This window comes from Streptomyces sp. NPDC058289 (assembly GCF_042880975.1).
Classification (GTDB): Bacteria; Actinomycetota; Actinomycetes; order Streptomycetales; family Streptomycetaceae; genus Streptomyces; species Streptomyces stoeckheimensis.
Window position 1 is genome coordinate 1 of the sequence record NZ_JBHVYI010000043.1, and the last position, 18,945, is coordinate 18,945.

Sequence of the window (18,945 nt, forward strand, 5' to 3'; positions counted from 1 at the left end):
CAGGGTGCAGGCCCGCCGTGCCCAGGCCGCTGGGCCCGCCCAGGAGCCGTTGCAGGGCTGGGCTCGGGGCGGGCGGGACGGGTGGGGCGGGCGCGGCGGCGGATGCCGACCGGACGGACGTGCCCGGCAGGCCGGGCGGGCCGGGCACTACGGGCCTGCTCGGCGCTACGGGCCTGCTCGGCGCTACGGGCCCGCTCGCTGCTACGGGCCCGCTCGACACTGCGGGCCGGCTCGACACTGGGGGCCCGCTCGGCGCTGCGGGCCGGCCGGGTACTGCGGGCCCGGCCGGCAGCCCGCGGGACGCGTGGGCCTGGGCGCTGCCGAGGACGTGGGCCCCGAACTGGGCAGCGGCGCCGGGCAGGCCCGACTGCAGAGGGGAAGGCCCGGGCTCGGGCATCCGTGACTCCTTGGTGAGGTGGGTGGTCTGTCCCGGATCCCGGGCGCGCTCGGCCTGCCCGGGAGGGTCCGGGCTGTCGTCGTACGGGTCCTCCGGCCGGTCAGTCGCTGCGGCGCGCGATCTGGACGTTCTCCAGGACGCCGAGGGCGTCGGGCACCAGGATCGCGGCGGAGTAGTAGGTGGTGACGAGGTAGGAGATGATCGACTTCTCGTCGATGCCCATGAAGCGGACCGAGAGGCCCGGCTCGTACTCCTCCGGCAGGCCGGTCTGGCGCAGTCCGATGACGCCCTGGTTGTCCTCGCCGGTGCGCATGGCGAGGATCGAGCTGGTGTTCTCCTTGGTGATGGGGATCTTGTTGCACGGCAGGATCGGGACCCCGCGCCAGGCCGGGACCTGCTGTCCGCCCACGTCCACGTGGTCCGGGTAGAGCCCGCGGGCGTTCATCTCGCGGCCGATCGCCGCGATCGTGCGGGGGTGGGCGAGGAAGAGCTTGGTGCCGCGGCGGCGGCAGAGCAGCTCGTCCATGTCGTCCGGGGTGGGCGGGCCGGAGTGGGTCTGGATCCGCTGCTTGAAGGCGGCGTTGTGGAGCAGGCCGAACTCCCGGTTGTTCACCAGTTCGTGTTCCTGGCGTTCGCGCAACGCCTCGATGGTGAGCCGGAGTTGCTCTTCGGTCTGGTTCATCGGGCCGTTGTAGAGGTCGGCGACCCTCGTGTGGACCCGCAGGACGGTCTGGGCGATGGAGAGTTCGTACTCGCGCGGCTTCGATTCGTAGTCCACGAAGGTGCCGGGCAGGTCGGCCTCGCCGGTGTGGCCGGCCGACATGGCGATCTCGGCCTCGCCGTGCTTGTTCTGCCGCTGCAGGGGCAGCGAGCTGAACCGCTGGATGTGCTCCTGGAGGTGCGGCGCCGAGGACAGGATTCCGGCGAAGTCGGCGCGGGAGAGCGTGAGGAGCGTGCCGGGGGTCTCGGCGGTGGCGGTGTAGTCCCACCGGGCGTCGGAGTCCAGCAGGGCGTTCTCGCCGAACCGGTCGCCGTCGGCGAGTACCGCGACGGAGATCTCGTCGCCGTACTTGCCCGCGGAGGTCTGGCTGATCCGGCCGTGGGCGATCATGTGGATCTGCTCGGCGGGAGCGCCCCGCTCGACCAGCACCTCACCGGCACGGAAATCGCGCTGGACGCAGCGGCCGGCGATCGCCGCCAGCACTTCTTCGTCCTCGAAACCGCGCAGCAGGGCCAGTTCGCCGAGTTCGCGCGGGATCACCTGGACGCGGGCACCGTCCTGGACGAACTCGATGCTCCCGTCGCCGACGGTGTAGCTCAGCCGGCGGTTCACCCGGTAGGCGCCGCCCTTGGTCTCCACCCAGGGCAGCATCCTCAGCAGCCAGCGGGAGGTGATCTCCTGCATCTGCGGGGCGGACTTGGTCGTGGTGGCAAGGTTGCGGGCGGCCGACGTGCCCAGGCTGGACTGCTTGGGCGGATCCAGCTGTGCTTCCGGGCTGGTGTCAACAGTCATCGGTCGAGCTCTCCTTCATCAGCGGGGAAAGGAAGGCGAACGTCTGGGCGTCCGTCCAGATCCCGGGGAACCGTAACGGCGGAGATCCCCTGCCGACCGCGCAAAAACGTTGCCGTTGCTTCGTTCTGGTGATCCTGTACCGCACGGGGTTTGTTTGGCGGACCGATGATTTCCGGCCGGGGGCGTACGGCCCTGACGTGTTCGCGGCTCCGTGTTGCCGGAGTACGACCCGGCGCACCGAACGCCCGCAAGGTGCCTACCAGGCAATCAGGGCCGCAGCGCTTGCAGGTGCAGGTCCTACTGGCAGATTTACCTCTTCAATGATTCACTGTGCGTTCGCTGAGTGCGGACACCCGCTCCCTGGGCTGCTTGCGGCTCTCGCTGTCGCAGGGGGCGTGGTGAAGGAAGCCCCCTGCTCGCCGATCGCGGTGTTCGGCGAGCGAGGGGCTCCGTCGTACCGATCCCCACCCCGCGGCTGGAAAACCGGGCGGGGCTGATCGGTCCGGTCCGTCCGGTCAGACGTACATGTCCTTCTCGTCGTACGAGGGCCCGTAGTAGTGCTCCAGCGACTCCAGGGACTCGTGCGTGCGCTCCAGGCTCTTGGAGATCCTCGCCCGGGAAGGTGCGGCTTCCGGGTTCCAGGTCTCCGGCTTCCACAGGGCGGAGCGCACGAAGGCCCTGGAGCAGTGGAAGTAGACCTGTTCGACCTCGACGTGCAGGGCGAGCGTGGGCCGGTGTCCCTTGACGATCAGGTCGTCGAAGAAGGGCGCGTCGCGCAGCAGCCGGGCCCGGCCGTTGATGCGGAGGGAGTCTCCGCGGCCCGGGATCAGGAAGAGCAGACCGACGTGGGGGTTGGCGAGGATGTTGCGGAAGCCGTCCGCACGGCGGTTCCCGGGACGGTCCGGGATCACGAGGGTGGTGTCGTCCAGGACCTTGGCGAAGCCGGCCGGGTCGCCCTTGGGCGAGACGTCGCAGGTGCCGTCGGCGGCGGAGGTGGAGATCAGGCAGAGCGGGGAGCGTGCGAGCCACTGCACGTGGTGCTCATGGAGGGTCCGACGCTCCTTGCCCAGGGCCACCGCGCTCGGCTCGCCGAGGAGCTCGCGCAGCTCCCCCTCGGTGGTGATCTCCTCGAACGCCCCTGTGTTCACAGCCACTTGCCCGCCCCCGCCTGCTCGTCCACGGCCGTACGCCGCTGCCCTACCGCGACTATGCCACTGGTTCCGCGTACGAAGGAGCACCCTGTTCGAACGGCGGCCTTCACGGATTCGCCCTCAATGGTTCTTGACCGATCAACCTTCGGCACGTAACTTCGACCGCACCAACTCGAGAGCCACTGGAAGGAGGCGAAGCCGGATGTCGACCATCTCCGTACCGCTTCGTCTCGCACACCAGATCGCCTGGGCTCCGGGTCGCGTAGCACACGGCTGCTGAACAGCCCCCTTCCGGCGTGCCCGATCGCGGCCCCGGAACTTTTCCATCACTCTGTCACCACTTACGGCGCCTCCTTGCGTGCCGATTCGCCGCGCTCCGGAACATCGAGCTGCGGCCACTGAACGAGAAAGCTCCTGCCATGGCGACTAGGACAGTCCGATCGACCGCGCCCCGAAACGAGGACGTACCGTGGTAGCGGCGCGGATCACGGTCAACGGGAAAGAAACACCGATCGCTCCGGCCGCAGCCCACACCACGGTGCTGGACTTCCTGCGCGACCGCGGCCTCACGGGCACCAAAGAGGGCTGCGCCGAAGGCGAATGCGGCGCCTGTTCGGTGCTCGTGGCCCGGCCGGGCGTGCACAAGCCCACGGACTGGGTGGCGGTCAACGCCTGCCTGGTTCCGGCCCTGGCGCTCGACGGTCAGGAGGTCATCACCTCCGAAGGTCTCGCCACCGTCGACGAAGCCGGCGTACCCACCGCGCTGCACCCGGTGCAGGAGGAGATGGCCGTCCGCGGCGGCTCCCAATGCGGTTACTGCACACCGGGGTTCATCTGCAGCATGGCCTCCGAGTACTATCGGCCCGACCGCTGCGCACACGCGGACCCGGCCGCCGGACCGGCCTCGGATTCCACCGAAGACACCGACTCCGAGCACGGCCCGAACGGTTTCGATCTGCACGCGCTGAGCGGAAACCTGTGCCGCTGCACCGGCTACCGCCCCATCCGCGATGCCGCGTTCGCCGTCGGTTCGCCCGCCGAGGACGACGTGCTGGCGCAGCGTCGCGAGCAGTCACCGCCCGAAGCCGCTGCCACCGAATACACCCGGGAAGACAGCGAGTTCCTGCGGCCTGGCACCCTCGCGGAGACGGTGCGGCTGCTGAGCGAGCGGCCCGAGGCCGTGGTGGTCGCGGGCAGTACCGACTGGGGCGTGGAGGTGAACATCCGGTCCCGCCGCGCGACTTGCGTGGTCGCGGTCGACCGGCTGCCCGAACTGCGGGAGCTGCGCGTCGAGTCGGATCACATCGAGATCGGAGCGGCGCAGACGCTCACCGAGATCGAACGCCGTCTCGACGGCAGCGTCCCGCTCCTGGCCGAGCTGTTCCCGCAGTTCGCGTCCCGGCTCATCCGCAACAGTGCGACCCTCGGCGGCAATCTGGGTACCGGCTCCCCCATCGGGGACAGCCCGCCGGTGCTGCTCGCGCTGGAGGCCTCGCTGCTGCTGGCCGGCGCCGACGGTGAGCGCGAGGTCCCCCTGGCCGACTACTTCACCGGCTACCGGCAGAGCGTGCGCCGTCCCGGCGAGCTGATCCGCGCGGTGCGCATCCCGCTGCCGCTGTCGCCCGTCACGGCCTTCCACAAGATCGCCAAGCGCCGCTTCGACGACATCTCCAGCGTGGCGGTCGCCTTCGCGCTCGACATCGAGGACGGGATCGTCCGCAAGGCGCGCATCGGCCTGGGCGGCGTGGCCGCCACCCCGATCCGCGCCCTCTCCACCGAGGCGGCCCTGGAGGGCAAGGCGTGGACGGCGGAGACCGTCGAGGCCGCGGCCCGGGTCCTGCGGGCCGAGGGCACCCCGATGGACGACCACCGCGCCAGCGCCCTCTACCGCTCCGCGATGCTCGGCCAGAGCCTGAACAAGCTGTACGCGCAAACCACCGAGGCGGTGTCGTCATGAGCCAGTTGTCCGAGCGTCCCGAAAAGCCCGTCGTCGGTCTGTCGATGCCGCACGAGAGTGCGAACCTGCACGTCACCGGTGCGGCGCTCTACACCGACGACCTGGTCCACCGCACCAAGGACGTCCTGCACGCCTACCCGGTCCAGGTCATGAAGGCCCACGGCAGGATCACGGCGCTGCGCACCGAGCCGGCGCTCGCCGTGCCCGGTGTGGTCCGCGTACTGACCGGGGCCGACGTGCCCGGAGTCAACGACGCGGGGATGAAGCACGACGAACCGGTGTTCCCCGACACGGTCATGTTCCACGGCCACGCGGTGGCCTGGGTCCTGGGCGAGACCGTGGAGGCGGCCCGGCTCGGTGCGGCGGCCGTCGAGGTGGAACTCGACGAAGAGCCCTCCGTGATCACCTTGCGGGAGGCGATCGAGACCGAGAGCTTCCACGGCGCCCGGCCCATGATGGTGACCGGTGACGTCGACGCCGGTTTCGAGGACTCCGCGCACGTGTTCACCGGGGAGTTCCAGTTCTCCGACCAGGAGCACTTCTATCTCGAGACGCACGCGGCGCTCGCCCTCCTGGACGAGAACGGGCAGATGTTCGTCCAGAGCAGCACCCAGCACCCCTCGGAGACGCAGGAGATCGTCGCCCACGTACTCGGCCTGCACAGCCACGAGGTGACGGTGCAGTGCCTGCGGATGGGCGGCGGCTTCGGCGGCAAGGAGATGCAGCCGCACGGGTTCGCGGCCGTCGCGGCGCTCGGCGCCAAGCTCACCGGCCGACCGGTCCGGGTACGGCTCAACCGGACCCAGGACCTGACCATGTCCGGCAAGCGCCACGGGTTCCACGCCACGTGGAAGATCGGCTTCGACGCCGAGGGCCGCATCCAGGCCCTGGACGCCACCCTGACCGCCGACGGCGGCTGGAGCCTGGACCTGTCCGAGCCCGTGGTGGCCCGCGCGCTGTGCCACATCGACAACACCTACTGGATTCCCAACGCGCGCATCGCCGGCCGCATCGCCAAGACCAACAAGGTCTCCAACACGGCCTTCCGCGGCTTCGGCGGACCCCAGGGCATGCTGGTGATCGAGGACATCATGGGCCGGTGCGCGCCGCTGCTCGGCCTGGATCCGATGGAGCTGCGCGAGCGCAACTTCTACCGGCAGGGCCAGTCGACGCCGTACGGGCAGCCCGTCCCCCACCCCGAGCGGATCTCCGTCATCTGGCAGCAGGTCCGGGACGACGCCGCCCTGGCAGAGCGCCGGCGGGAGATCGCGGCCTTCAACGCCGCGCACCCGAACACCAAGCGGGCGCTCGCGATGACCGGGATCAAGTTCGGCATCTCCTTCAACCTCACCGCCTTCAACCAGGCCGGTGCGCTGGTGCTGGTCTACAAGGACGGCTCCGTCCTGATCAACCACGGCGGCACCGAGATGGGGCAGGGCCTGCACACCAAGATGCTGCAGGTGGCCGCGACCACGCTGGGCATCCCGCTGCACAAGGTACGGCTGGCCCCGACGCGCACCGACAAGGTGCCCAACACCTCGGCGACCGCCGCCAGTGCGGGGGCGGACCTCAACGGCGCGGCGGTGAAGAACGCCTGCGAGCAGATCCGCGAGCGGCTGCTCCAGGTGGCCGGCACGCAGCTGGGTACGAACGCCTCGGACGTGCGCATCGTCGAGGGCGTCGCGCGCGCCCTGGGCGTCGACAAGGAGCTGGCCTGGGACGACCTGGTGCGCACCGCGTACTTCCAGCGGGTCCAGCTCTCGGCGGCCGGTTTCTACCGGACCGAGGGCCTGCATTGGGACGCGAAGGCGTTCCACGGCTCGCCGTTCAAGTACTTCTCCTACGGGGCCGCCGCGACCGAGGTGGAAGTGGACGGCTTCACCGGCGCGTACCGGATCCGGCGGGTGGACATCGTCCACGATGTCGGCGACAGCCTCTCCCCGATGATCGACATCGGTCAGGTCGAGGGCGGCTTCGTCCAGGGCGCGGGCTGGCTGACGCTGGAGGACATGCGCTGGGACTCCGGGGACGGCCCGAACCGCGGCCGCCTGCTGACCCAGGCCGCGAGCACCTACAAGCTGCCGAGCTTCTCTGAGATGCCCGAGGAGTTCAACGTCAGACTGATGGAGAACGCCACCGAGGAGGGCGCCGTCTACGGGTCCAAGGCGGTCGGTGAACCCCCGCTGATGCTGGCCTTCTCGGTGCGGGAAGCCTTGCGCCAGGCGGCCGCGGAGTTCGGGCCCGCCGGAATCAGCGTGGAGCTGGCCTCGCCGGCCACGCCGGAGGCGGTGTACTGGGCGATCGAAGGGGTCCGCAAGGGCGGTGCGCTCCGCGACGGGCGGGCAACCGAAGGCGGCGGGGCCCTCGCGGATGCGGATACCGGTGTCGCTGCCGATGCAAGCGCCTTGAGCAATGTCTGACATGAGCTGGGTCGCCGCGGTCGCGCGGTTGCGGGCACGCCGGGAAGCCGGCGTGCTCGTGACCGTCGCGACCGTGCGCGGCCACGCGCCCCGGCGGGCCGGTGCCAAGCTCGTCGTCGGACGGACCGAGACCTGGGGGTCGATCGGCGGGGGCAACATCGAGGCCGTCGCCATCGACCGGGCGCGCGAGCTGAGCGGCGCGGCCGATCCCGAGCCGGAGCTGATGGAGTTCGCGCTGAACGACAAGGTCACCAGCCGGCACGGCGTGCAGTGCTGCGGCGGAGCCGTCACCGTGCTGCTCGAACCGCTGCCGGTGGTCCAGGCGGTGGCCGTCTTCGGCGTCGGGCACGTCGGGCTGGAACTGGCGCGCATCCTGGCCCGCCAGGACCTGGACCTGCACCTCGTCGACAGCCGCCCCGACATGCTCACCGGCGAACGGCTCGGTGTGCTTGTCGACGCGGTGGCACAGGTCCACGTCCACCACACCCCGCTGCTGCCGGAGACGGTGCTCGGGGAGCTGCCGCCCGGCACCCACGTCCTGATCATGACGCACGACCACGCCGAGGACGCCGCGCTGTGCGACGCCGCGCTGCGCACCCCCGGTCTCGGCTCGATCGGGCTGATCGGCTCGTCCGCGAAGTGGGCGCGGTTCCGGCAGCGGCTGGCCACCGAGGGCGGTCACGACGCCGGCACCATCGACCGGATCACGACCCCGATCGGATTGACCGAGATCACGGGCAAGGAGCCCGCCACGATCGCGGTGAGCGTCGCGGCGGACCTGCTCCGCACCTTCGAACAGGACCGCCAGTGGGCGGTCCCGGTCCCGGGCCCGGTCCCGGTCCCGAACACCATCGCCGAGGTGGCGTACCCCACGGCCGCCGGCAGCGCGTGAGTCCTCCGCGGCCCGCGCGCGGCCGGCCGGGCGGCCGCCGGGCCGGCCGGTCCCGCGTGCTCAGTTCGCGGCGGCCCGCGCCGGGCGCCTGAGCAGGTAGCCGGCCGCGCACACGACGAGCACCGCCATGCAGGCGATGAACACCAGGCCCGCGCCCTCCAGCCCGAGGGGGCCCTCCAGTACGCCCACTCCGATCACGGGCAGCGAGATGCCCGTGTACGCCACCAGGAACAGCGTGGAGATCACGGCTGCCCGCTGGTCCGCGGGAGACGCCCCGGCCACCGCGGACAGTGCCCCGCGGAAGGCGAGCCCCTGCCCGAGTCCGCCGACGAGGGCGCTCAGCACCACCAACAGCAGCAGGTCCCACCACAGTGCGCCCGCGAGCAACGCCAGCCCGGCGAGGAGCACGGCGCACCCCAGCGGCAGCGAGCGCTCCACCCCTACGCGCCCGACGGCCAGCTGCCCGGCGGTCGAGGCGAAGAAGGCCAGGGCGACCACCAGCCCGCTCACGGCCCGGTTGTGCACGTCCAGGGATTCCGCGAGGAAGGCCGGGCTGACGGAGGTGAACACCCCGAACAGGGCGAAGCCCACGAACGCGGCGGTCGCGGCGGGCCCGAACACCGCCCGCACCTGCGGGGGCAGCGCGGGCTTCTGGGGTCGTACGGTGCTCAGCGGCCGCCGCTCGCGCACCGTCTCCGGAAGCCGCAGCAGGACGACGGCCGCGCCCGCCACGAGCGCGAGGTGCACCACGAAGGGCAGGTACAGCGGCCAGGAGGCATACTGCGCGAGGACTCCGGCGAGCAGCGGACCGCAGCCCAGTCCGCCCATGTTGGCGGCCGTCGCGACGAACGTGGCCCGCGAGGCGCCGCCGGGCGGTGCCAGCTCCATCACGTACGCCGTGGCGGCCCCGGTGAACAGGCCGGCGGACAGACCGGACAGCAGCCGTCCCGCGTACAGCCAGGGCATCCCGTCGGCGCACAGGAAGCAGACGGCGCTCGCCGCGGCGAAGCCCAGACCCGCCAGCAGCACCGGCCGCCGGCCCACGGCGTCCGAGGCATTGCCCGCCAGCAGCAGTACGCCGATCACCCCGAAGGCGTACACGGCGTACACCACGGTCACCATCAGCGCGGAGAAGCCGAACTTCTCCTGGTAGAGCCCGTAGAGGGGTGTCGGCAACGTGGTGCCGGCCATGCAGACGGCGAACACCGCCCCGCTCAGCAGGCACCGGCGCCACCCTTGTCGATCAAGGTCCATGGGGCCGACCGTATCCCGTGGGGAGCCCGGGGCTCGCGTCAGTACACCAGTTTGTAGGTCACGTCCTTGGGGACGGGGTCCGGTGCGGTGTCGGTGTAGAAGAGGCGGATCGTGGTGTAGCGCCGGAGATCGGGGTGCTCCGGCCAGGCCTGCGGATGGCTCAGGGTCACCGTGACCGGGTAGGCGCGGAAACGGCCGGCCGCGCAGTACGGGCGGCAGTCGTTCACCATGTCGGTGCCGGTGGCCGTGGCGCTGCCCGGCCCCCAGCTGTCCCACCGGAGGTCGACGAGCCGGTTGTTCCCGTCACCACAGGCGAGGATGTACTCCGCGGGGCGCACCTGCGCCTGCGAGAAGCAGTCGACGATCACGACGGGATCCTGTGGATCCGTGGTCCGGGCCGACGAGGCGGTGCCGCTGGTGTGTGGGGAGGAGGCCGCGGAGGCCGGGAGCACGGCGGCCGTCAGCGCCGCCACCGTGCACAGCAAGGTCGCCGTCCGCACCTTGCGCCGGGATCCGTGTGCGGGGCGGCCACCTGCGGAAACGTTCACGGAAGACCTTCCTTGCCACTCTGCGTGCCGCCGGCAGCACCGGGGTCTTCCCAGCTTCCCCCATGGGAGTGAGGCCCGCACCCGCGGGAACGGCGCGGGTGCGGGCGCAGGGTCACGGGTGCGGGCACCGGGTTACTTGCGCAGCAGGGCGCAGACGAAGTCCTCCTGGACCTCCCGGACCTGTTCGAGCAGGTCGGGGTTGTTGGTCAGGGAGGTCTGCGTGGTGATCGAGAAGGTCAGCGAGCGCCGGCCGTCCGCCGTGGCCGCCGCGAGCTGCGTGTAGCCGGCCGTGTTGCCGGTGTGGCCGTACACCGTTCCGCAGCGCGTGGTGTAGCGGAAGATCGCCAGGCCCGCCTCGGAGCGGCCGGGGCCGGGGGGCTGGGACAGGGCGCCGGGGATGAACCTGAACTGCTGGCGCCGGGTGCGCTCCGAGACGAGGGCGCCGCCCGCGTAGCCCCGGATGAAGGCGGTCAGGTCCTTCGGCGTCGAGACGATGCCTCCGGACGCCCAGGCCCCCGAGGCGCCCACGGCCTCGCTGACGTCGATGGGCCCCTCCTCCGGATCGATCTGGTAGCCGTGGAGGAAGGGGGTGGGCAGCCGGTATCCCTGGGGCAGGCTCGTGGCCCGCAGGCCCAGGGGCTCGTAGACGAGCTCGCGCAGCAGCGTTTCGTACCGGCGTCCGGTGGCGGCCTCGGCCATGAGGGCGACGGCGATGTTGTCGGAGTTGGAGTACTCGTAGCGGCTGCCCGGGGGGAAGGCGAGGTCCTCGTCGGCGATGAACTCCAGCAGGCGGCGGGAGTCGAAGCGGTGACGGGGGTCCTGGGAGATGATGTCGATGAACCCCTGGGAGTTCGAGTAGTCGGGCAACCCACTGGTGTGGTTGAGGAGTTGGCGCAGCGTCACCGCGTGCCAGGCGGCCGGCTGTCCGGGCAGCACCTCACCGATCGTGTCGTCGAGGTGCAGCCGGCCGCGGTCGACGAGCCCTAGCGCCACCGCTCCGCTGAAGGCCTTGGCCACGCTGGCGATCCGCATGTGGTCCGTCGCCCGCGGCGGCCGGCCGCTCTCCACGTCGGCCACGCCCGCCCGGTAGACCTCCGTACGGTCGCCGTCGCGCAGGACGGCGATGACCCCGGGGGGCCCGTCGGGCCGCTCCACCAGCTCCCGCAGCTCCTGGTGGAGGGCGGCCCCGGGGGGCGGGTTTCGGTCGGCTCCGGCCTGTGCCGGCTGCACTGAGACGGCGAGCAGGGCGCCGCACGCGGCGGTGGCGGCGGCCAGGCGCAGCGACGGACGGAACCGACCGGAGTGGCCGTGCGGGCGTAGGGACACGGAGGTACCTCCCGGGGAAGACGGACGCGGTGGCCCACGATGGCAGGGGCCGTACCGGCTCCGGCGGCGACGCGGCCGCACGCCGGTGCTCCGTGGCCCATCCGGCCCTGACGGGCTCGCCGGGCGCCGTGCGCCCGCGGACCGGATCCCCGTCCGCCACCTCCGCGGGCACGATGCCGGGCAGTGACCGCGGTCGGGGCCCGGCCCGTGCGGCGCCGGGCGCGGCTACCAGACGGGGATGGGCGCGGGCGCCTCCGTGCCCAGGTCCGGTGCGTCGCGGAGTTCGACGGCGGTCCCGGGCCGGTGGAGTTCGAGGATCACCAGGGTGTTCCTGCCCGCGCGCCACAGGGGACCCGGTGCGTACAGCGTCTTCTGCGGGCCGCGCTCCCAGAACCGGCCCAGGGCGAAGCCGTTCAGCCAGACCATGCCCTTGGTCCAGCCGGGGAGTGCGATGAACGCGTCGGCTGCGGCGTCCAGTTCGACGGTGACCCGGTGGAAGGACGGGCCGTCCGGGAGCGCACCGGGGCCGAACTCGAGTCCCGACAGGTCGTCGAGGGGCAGTGGCCTGATCTCCCAGCCGAACTGGTACTGATTGTCCAGCCTGACTCCGTCGCGGATGCCCTTGCGATCGGTCAGCAGGGGGCCGTAGTTGATGCGCCCCTGGTTCTCCACCAGGATGTCGAGTTCCGCTCCCCCGTCGGGTACGGCGACGCTCAGCGCCGCGAGCGGCTCGTCACGTTCCAGCAGCCCGATCTCCCGTCCGTCCAGGAAGACCTGGGCGCGGTCGGCCAGCCCGTCGATGCGCAGCGCCGCCTCGGGCAGGGGTCCCCGTAGGCGGGTCCGGTAGTGGATCAGGCCCAGGGACTGGCCTGCTTCCTCCATGGTCAGCGGCTCGACGTGGTGCACGGGCTTGGCGAGTGCGTCCAGGGAGTCGGCCAGCGAGACGTGTTCGCCCACGGAGAGCAGCCGGGGAACCACGCGCGGGGGCAGGGCGGGGGGTTCGTGGGTGACGGGGCCGGTGTGCCGGCCGATGACCTCGCGGAAGAGGTGGAACTTCCGGGTGAGTTCGCCGGCTTCGCCGACGGGGGCGTCGTAGTCGTAGCTCGTCACGTCGGGCTGGTAGGTGGCGCCGTCGTGGTTGGCGCCGTTCCACCAGCCGAAGTTGGTGCCGCCGTGTCCCATGTAGATGTTCACCGAGGCGCCCGCGGCGAGCAGGCTGTCCAGGGTGGCGGCGGCATCCTGCGCGTCGCGCGTGTGGTGCGGCTCGCCCCAGTGGTCGAACCAGCCGTGCCAGTACTCCACGCAGACCAGCGGGCCTTCCGGCTGGTACGTGCGCAGGGTCGCGAGCGAGCTCTCGGGGCGCGAGCCGAAGGTTCCCGTGGTCAGGACGCCGGGGATGCGGCCGCCGAGCTGGAACCCGTGGTCGGCCCCGTCGGTGGTGAACAGCAGGCAGTCCAGGCCCCGCCGGACCAGGCCGTCGCGGAGGTGTTCCAGGTAGCCGGTGTCGTTGCCGAAGCTGCCGTACTCGTTCTCGACGCCCACCGCCACCACCGGCCCGCCGCGGCTGCCGAGCAGGGGGACCAGTACGGGGGCCAGGGTGTCGAACCACGCGTCGACCGCGGCCAGGTACGCGGGGTCGCGGCGACGGATCCGGATCGTACGGTCGGCCAGCAGCCAGCCGGGCAGTCCGCCGAAGTCCCATTCGGCGCAGATGTAGGGGCCGGGCCGGACGATGACGTCGAGTCCCAGATCACCGGCGGTCCGGATGAAGGCCGCCACGTCGTTCGGCCCGTCGAAGGTGAAGGTGCCGGGTCTGGGCTCGTGGACGTTCCAAGCCACGTAGGTCTCGACGGTGTTCACGCCCATCGCGCGCAGGCGCAGCAGGCGGTCGGCCCAGAGGTCGGGGTGCACCCGGAAGTAGTGGATGGCCGCGGAGACGATCCGGTGCGGGTGGCCGTTCCGCAGGAAGCCGCTCTTGTCCGTGGTCAGCGTCGTGATCGGCGTCGTGATCGGCGTCGTGACGGGCGGGTGGGGTGGCTTCACGTGTGCGCTCTCTTTCGGTGCTTCGGGTGGTGCTCGACTCGTCGACCGACAGGGCTCCGGCAGGAGGGAAACCCCGCATAGAAAGCGCTTTCTACGGCCACGGATCACGCTAGGCTGAAGCAGCCCGAGGGGTCAAGGGAGATCGCGCATGCGGGAGCGGGTCGAGGCCCACACGGCGTGCGGACCTGGGTCCTCAGGGGCAACGCGCCCCGCTGGGGGACGTACGGCTCGACCATCACCGGCGTCGAGTCGGCCAACTGGGTCGACGGACTCACGATGGGCACCACGCGCGGCGACGTCGAGTAGGGGGTGTCTTGCCGATCAGGCCGGATCAGGGAGCGGGGTCTGGTGCCGTGGATCGCAAGGCGGAGGAGGGAGTCGACGCGGAGCGTCGGCGAGTGACGACAACGCGGCGAGGCGCGGTGCCGGACCCCGCTCCCTGATCCGGCCTGATCGGCAAGACACCCCCTAGGTCCGGCTGCGCACGGACCGGGCCTCACTTGCCGAGGAAGAAGCCGGTCTTGCGCACCTCGAGGGACCGGGTCATCGCGCGCAGGTCGCCGTCGGGAACCGTGGGGCCTCCTCCGGTGAGGACCACGATGACGCCCTGGCGTCGCGCGATGTACCGGACGGAGTCGTACGTGTGCGAGCGCCAGGTGTCGGGGGCCACTTGTTCGCAGGGGCCCGTGTCGCGCTGCGCGCTTCCGGACCTGACCTCGCACGCGTCCGGAGGCGCAAAGCCGGGCAGCTGCGGTCCGACGGTCACCCGGATGCCGCGCGCCTCGCGGTCGGCGGCGCTGGTAGGGACCGAGGACGGCAGGAGCAGGTAGCCGAACGTGCCGCCGTATGTGTCGGCCTGCGCGAAGTGCAATCGGTAGCCGTCCAGCTCGGGGGCCAGCAACGGGACCTGGGAGAGGGCAAGTTGCCGCTCCTCGTACTCCGACATCCGCCGATCGCCGAGCACGCCCGTCAACGGCCACATCAGTACGAGGACCCCCGCGAGCACGCCCCAGCGCCGGAGGGGGCCGACGCCGGGAAGCGCGACGGCGGCCGCAGCCGCGTACGCCGCGGCCAGCAGGAACGGAGCGGCGAACAAGAGCCATGGGCCCGAGGTACCCACCCGCCCGGACAGGATCGCCGTCAGTACGCCGAGCAGCCCGCCCACGCCGGCCACCCGCCAGGCAGGACGGACGCCGACCACCCGCAACACCACCCACCCGAGCAGCGTGGCGACGACGGGTGCGGCCGCCATCACCGTGAGGAAGAGCCCCAGGCACCCCCAGCCCTCGCTCCGGCAGAAATCATCCGATTCCCAGGGCAGCAAGGCCACCAGGATGCACAGGCCGCCCAGCAGCGCGCCCACGCCGGCGGGCCGGATCAACGGCCGGAGGGCTTCGCTGCGGCTCGTACGGCCCGCCCCACCGCCCTGTTCCTCCACCGTCACGCCCATGCCCGCCGCCCCCTCGATGAACATCCGTCCAGGTCACCCATCGTGGTGGCGCCGCCGTGCTCACACCATGAGTACGGATACTCATTCGCCGGGGCCGGACCCGGCCAACCGGTATACGTGATCCTTGAGTTCGCCGATCGCCTTGTAGTCGGCTTCGAGGGCCGCCGGGTCCGCGTCGGCCATGTAGACGGTGAGGGGGCTGCTGGGCAGGTCGACCGTCGGGCGGACCCGGCGACCGGGACGGTACTTCACGGTGAGATCGCGCACGGTGGGCAGCGCGGTGATCTGCTGCACCACGGCCTCGTCCACGCCTTCGACGATCCCGTGCAGCGCGGTCGTGGTGTCGTGGACGAACGCCTCGATGAGTTTGGTGTACGTCCGGCCGCCGTAGCGCTGCTTGAACTCCCCGGGCCGTGCGTAGGCCAGCGCCGTCACGGCGGCCTGGTCGATGCCGAGGCAGAGTTCCTGGAATCCGGCGTTCAGACCGCCGTTGAGGCGGGCCGCGACCTCCACCAGGACCGGGCCTGAGGCGGTCATGATGACCTCGGCGTGGACGGCTCCGTGCCGGATGTCCAGGGCCTCCAGGACGGTGTCCACGTAGGCGACGAGCTCGGGGACGGGATGCTCGCCCGGGTCGAGCAGGACGTCCCGGTCGTAGATGCGGCGGCCGGAGCCGATGTCCCGCTTGCGGTACTCCCAGACGCCACACACGTACCGCTCTCCCTGGGAGCAGGCCATGTCCACCACGTACTCGGTGCCGTCGAGGTACGACTGCGCGAGGGCCTCGGTGTTGGGCTGCTGGAACAGGTCCCTGGCCGACATGACCGAGCGTGCGGCCCGGACGATCGCGTCGCCGTCCGGGCAGATGTGGACGTTGTCCGCCCCGGAGGAGCTGATCGGTTTCACCACGACGGGGTGGACGCCCTCCCGTTCCGCCCAGGCGCGCAGCTCTTCGGGCTCGGCGGACCGGTGCTGGCGTGCGCACCTGATCCCCGCCCCCCGCAGGGCCTCGATCATGAGGAACTTGTCCCGTCGCGCGGCCGACAAGCGGGTGCCGTTCGTCATCAGCCCGAGCCGCTCGCTCAGTTCGTCGGCGAGCCGGACTCCGAACTCCGCTCCGGCGAGTACGGCCAGCGGCCGGTGGCGGGCCAGCTCTCGGGCCGTGGCCCCGGGATCCGCGCAGACGAGGTTCTCCCGGTAGGCGTCGAGCCGCGGAGGGGCGAGGGGGGCGATGAGTTCGGGGGTGCTCTGGACGTGGACGGCCTCGACGCCGAGCCGGGCGAAGGCCGGCAGGAGGAAGTTCCCGGTCGAGTACCCGTCCACGATCGCCACGGTCTGGTTCGGCGTCGGCTCCGTCGGCTCCGTCGGCTTCGTTGGCTTCAACTGCTGCTTCGTCTGCTTCGTCTGCTTCATCGTCGTCCACCTGCCCAGGTCACGAGGGGCCCGCTGCCGAGGCCCGCGAACAACAGCACTGCGCTCAGGACCAGCCAGCCGGGCAGCCCCATCCCGAGCGGCAGCAGGCTCATCACCGCGGGGGCGACGGCTTCGACGGCCCCGCTGCCCAGTCCGAACACGCCGGCGTACTGGCCCTGCAGGCGGGCCGGCGCCAGGCCGAAGCAGTACTCGTAGGAGGCGGCCGCGTACCAGAGCTCACCGAAGGCGAAGACGCCCATGCCGACGAGCAGCAGGGCCGAGGCCGTCCAGGGGGAGGTCCCGGCTGCGAAGGCCATGAGCATGAGGCCGGCGGCGAAGGCGGCGCCGGCCCAGGCCATGCGCCGGCCGGCCGTCCTGGCGTCGTGCACGCCCCGGCTCACGGGGACTTGGAGCAGCACGACGAAGGCCATGTTGAGCACCAGCACCGCCGAGACCATCCACCGGGGCGCACTGGTGTGGCCGACGATCCACAGCGGGAGCAGGAAGCCGGAGGCGGCGTAGTTCAGGGACAGCACCGCGTTCACCAGCGTGGCGCTCAGGTACGTGCGGTCCCGCAGCGCGGCCCAGCCCCGCTTCGTCTCCTCGGCGGGGTCCGGAGCGGTTTCGGGCAGGCGCAGCCGCAGCAGGATGAGGCCGCAGCCGACGTAGGCGAGGGCGCGGCACACCACGAGGGCCAGGTACGCGGGCCGGCTGTCGATCTGGATGGCGAAGCCGGCCGCGACGGAGCCGAAGGCGAGGGCGAGGTTGGTCACCGACCGCAGGTAGCCGATGAACAGGGTCGGGTTGCCGTCGGCGACCCCGCGGATGAGCGGCGCCTTGCTGGCCTCGTCCGCGGGGATGATCGCTCCCGCGACCAGGGAGACCGCGAAGAAGGACCAGAACGATCCGATCAGGGTGAAGCAGGAGATCACCACCCCGCCGCCGAGCATGACCGAGATGTGGACGCGCTTGGGTCCCCATTGGTCGGCCAGTCGTCCGACCAGGACCCCGGCGATCAGCCCCGTCATGGCCCCGCCGAACAGGCCCATCGCGACCCGTCCGGCCGGGAGTCCGACGACGCGGGTGAAGTACAGCACGCTCGCGGTGGTGAACATCCCGCCGCCGAAGCTGTTCGCGAAGGTGGCGACGGTCAGGATCCGCTGCGCCTGCGTGGCCGGAAGGAGCCTGCGCAGGCCCGTGGGTGGGGGCGCGGCCGCGGGCACGGACGTCACTGCCACAGTGCGTCCCCGAACCGGGCCCCGGGGCGCAGGACCTGCTGCAGCTCGCGGAGTTCGCGGGGCTTGAGGCCGTCGGGGACGACCACGAGCCTGGTACGGAACCAGTCCCACACCTCGACGAACCGGTCCTGGAGCTCCTCGGCGGAGTCCGCCATCACCATGAACTGGCCGATCCGCTGGCCGGTCCCGGCGACTTCGGGGGCGTACTCCCCCACGGGCCGTTCCATCCGGACGAACTCCACGCCGGGCAGGGCGGTGACCTCCGCGGCGGAAGGGCAGTCGAGCAACAGGCCCGCGCCCGCGGTGAGGTAGGCGCCGCCGACGACTGCGGGGCGGATCTTGACGTCGAGTTCGGGCCGCCGGCCGAGGGCGATCTGGATGGCGCACTCCGCCAGGTCGACGTTGAACTTGGCCTGCACCACCTCCTGCACCAGGGCGCCGCCGCGGCGCGCGGCGCACTCGCCGAAGGTGAGCGTTCCGGACCCGGGGTCGTGGAAGAGCTCCAGGTGGAACATCCCGTCCCGCAGGCCCAGGGCCTCCAGGGACGCCTTGATCACGGGAAGGGCCCGGTCGTGGGCCCAGCCGTCGGCGGCCGGGTCGAAGTGGTGGAAGTGCAGTGGCCGGCCGGTGTCCACGGCCGTGAGGCAGGGGTCGCCGTACCGCCCGAGTGCGTAGAAGAGCAGTTCGCCCTCGTACAGGACTCCGTCGGCGATCCATTCCTCGCCCCGGACGAACTGCTCCAGTACGAAGGTGCGCTGCGGGGTGGCCTGCCTGCGGTATTCATTGCTGCGCAGGCGGAGTTCGGCCGCGGAGGTGACGACGGAGGTCCGCTCGGTGGCCGCTCCCGCCACGGGTTTCAGCACGGCCCGCTCGAAGGGGAGCCGGTCGATCGCGGTGACGTCGTGCACGTCGTCGATGACCTCGGCTCCCGCCGTGGGGATGCCGGCGGCCCGGATCTCGCGCTTCTGCACGGACTTGTCGCGGAACCGTACGGCGACCTCGGGCGGGGTGAAGGGCAGGCCGAGGTGCCGGGCGAGCAGGCCGACCATGACCAGGGAGTCCTCGTCGGTGCTGTACACGGCGTCGAAGGCCCGGCCGGTCAGACCGGCCCGGTCGAGCGCCATGAGGACGGCTTCGGGGTTGGTGTGGTCGTCCACGCGCAGCACGGCCACGTCGTCCGGTATCGCGATGTGCCCCTCGTCCCAGGACGGGGCTCCGCAGATGACGGTGGTGTCGAGGCCGAGGCGGACGCAGGCCCGCATGCCATAGCGGTCGAGGCCCACGATCAGGATCCTCGGGGGGCTTGCGTTCTCCATGGCGCTTCCTTCCTCATGCCTCGTGCC

General features: G+C 71.5%; 14 protein-coding genes. 4 read left to right on the forward strand and 10 right to left on the reverse strand.

The window, feature by feature from the left end:
* Positions 1–497 precede the first annotated feature (497 nt).
* Together ACFVX6_RS22200 and ACFVX6_RS22205 are read right to left on the reverse strand one after the other, a co-directional pair.
* Positions 498–1,910 carry a family 2B encapsulin nanocompartment shell protein gene (locus ACFVX6_RS22200; RefSeq protein WP_389693959.1) on the reverse strand — a complete coding sequence of 471 codons (1,413 nt, stop codon included), beginning with the start codon at positions 1,908–1,910 and terminating at the stop codon, positions 498–500.
* 515 nt (positions 1,911–2,425) lie between these two features.
* On the reverse strand, positions 2,426–3,064 hold the full coding sequence (locus tag ACFVX6_RS22205) for a pyridoxamine 5'-phosphate oxidase family protein (protein WP_389693961.1): 639 nt from the start codon (positions 3,062–3,064) through the stop codon (positions 2,426–2,428).
* 466 nt (positions 3,065–3,530) lie between these two features.
* Here ACFVX6_RS22205 and ACFVX6_RS22210 point away from each other — a divergent pair, with 466 nt between their 5' ends.
* The 3 genes from ACFVX6_RS22210 to xdhC are packed head-to-tail and all read left to right on the forward strand — an operon-like array spanning position 3,531 to position 8,330.
* Positions 3,531–5,018: a xanthine dehydrogenase small subunit gene (locus ACFVX6_RS22210; protein ID WP_389693963.1), complete on the forward strand. Its 1,488-nt coding sequence runs from the start codon at positions 3,531–3,533 to the stop codon at positions 5,016–5,018.
* Positions 5,015–7,438 carry a xanthine dehydrogenase molybdopterin binding subunit gene (xdhB, locus tag ACFVX6_RS22215; RefSeq protein WP_389693965.1) on the forward strand — a complete coding sequence of 808 codons (2,424 nt, stop codon included), beginning with the start codon at positions 5,015–5,017 and terminating at the stop codon, positions 7,436–7,438. The genes ACFVX6_RS22210 and xdhB overlap by 4 nt, the downstream gene beginning before the upstream one ends.
* 1 nt (position 7,439) lies before the next feature.
* Positions 7,440–8,330, forward strand: a complete 891-nt coding sequence (gene xdhC / locus ACFVX6_RS22220; protein WP_389694047.1) for a xanthine dehydrogenase accessory protein XdhC — start codon at positions 7,440–7,442, stop codon at positions 8,328–8,330.
* A 60-nt stretch (positions 8,331–8,390) separates the two neighbouring features.
* Here xdhC and ACFVX6_RS22225 read toward each other — a convergent pair whose 3' ends face one another.
* The 4 genes from ACFVX6_RS22225 to ACFVX6_RS22240 form a co-directional block, all read right to left on the reverse strand.
* The gene (locus ACFVX6_RS22225) at positions 8,391–9,584 is read right to left on the reverse strand and encodes an MFS transporter (protein WP_389693967.1); all 1,194 of its coding nucleotides are present in this window, start codon (positions 9,582–9,584) and stop codon (positions 8,391–8,393) included.
* Positions 9,585–9,622: 38 nt separating this feature from the next.
* Positions 9,623–10,132 carry a hypothetical protein gene (locus ACFVX6_RS22230; protein WP_389693969.1) on the reverse strand — a complete coding sequence of 170 codons (510 nt, stop codon included), beginning with the start codon at positions 10,130–10,132 and terminating at the stop codon, positions 9,623–9,625.
* 132 nt (positions 10,133–10,264) lie between these two features.
* Positions 10,265–11,458, reverse strand: coding sequence for a serine hydrolase domain-containing protein (locus tag ACFVX6_RS22235; protein ID WP_389693971.1), 1,194 nt, complete (start codon positions 11,456–11,458; stop codon positions 10,265–10,267).
* Positions 11,459–11,683: 225 nt separating this feature from the next.
* Complete coding sequence (locus ACFVX6_RS22240; protein ID WP_389693973.1) at positions 11,684–13,501, reverse strand: beta-galactosidase family protein; 1,818 nt, start codon at positions 13,499–13,501, stop codon at positions 11,684–11,686.
* A gap of 177 nt (positions 13,502–13,678) precedes the next feature.
* Here ACFVX6_RS22240 and ACFVX6_RS22245 point away from each other — a divergent pair, with 177 nt between their 5' ends.
* The gene (locus tag ACFVX6_RS22245; protein ID WP_389693975.1) at positions 13,679–13,807 is read left to right on the forward strand and encodes a hypothetical protein; all 129 of its coding nucleotides are present in this window, start codon (positions 13,679–13,681) and stop codon (positions 13,805–13,807) included.
* Positions 13,808–13,997: 190 nt separating this feature from the next.
* On the opposite strand, the gene ACFVX6_RS22250 is transcribed toward ACFVX6_RS22245, so the two are convergent.
* Genes ACFVX6_RS22250 through ACFVX6_RS22265 form a run of 4 tightly spaced genes read right to left on the reverse strand, consistent with a single transcriptional unit; the run spans position 13,998 to position 18,918 of the window.
* Positions 13,998–14,975, reverse strand: coding sequence for a hypothetical protein (locus ACFVX6_RS22250; RefSeq protein ID WP_389693977.1), 978 nt, complete (start codon positions 14,973–14,975; stop codon positions 13,998–14,000).
* Between the two features lie 57 nt (positions 14,976–15,032).
* Entirely contained in the window at positions 15,033–16,364 is a 1,332-nt protein-coding gene (locus ACFVX6_RS22255) for an ATP-grasp domain-containing protein (RefSeq protein WP_389693979.1), read from the reverse strand.
* Entirely contained in the window at positions 16,361–17,596 is a 1,236-nt protein-coding gene (locus ACFVX6_RS22260) for an MFS transporter (protein ID WP_389693981.1), read from the reverse strand. The genes ACFVX6_RS22255 and ACFVX6_RS22260 overlap by 4 nt, the downstream gene beginning before the upstream one ends.
* The gene (locus ACFVX6_RS22265; RefSeq protein WP_389693983.1) at positions 17,593–18,918 is read right to left on the reverse strand and encodes an acetyl-CoA carboxylase biotin carboxylase subunit family protein; all 1,326 of its coding nucleotides are present in this window, start codon (positions 18,916–18,918) and stop codon (positions 17,593–17,595) included. The genes ACFVX6_RS22260 and ACFVX6_RS22265 overlap by 4 nt, the downstream gene beginning before the upstream one ends.
* Positions 18,919–18,945: the final 27 nt, after the last annotated feature.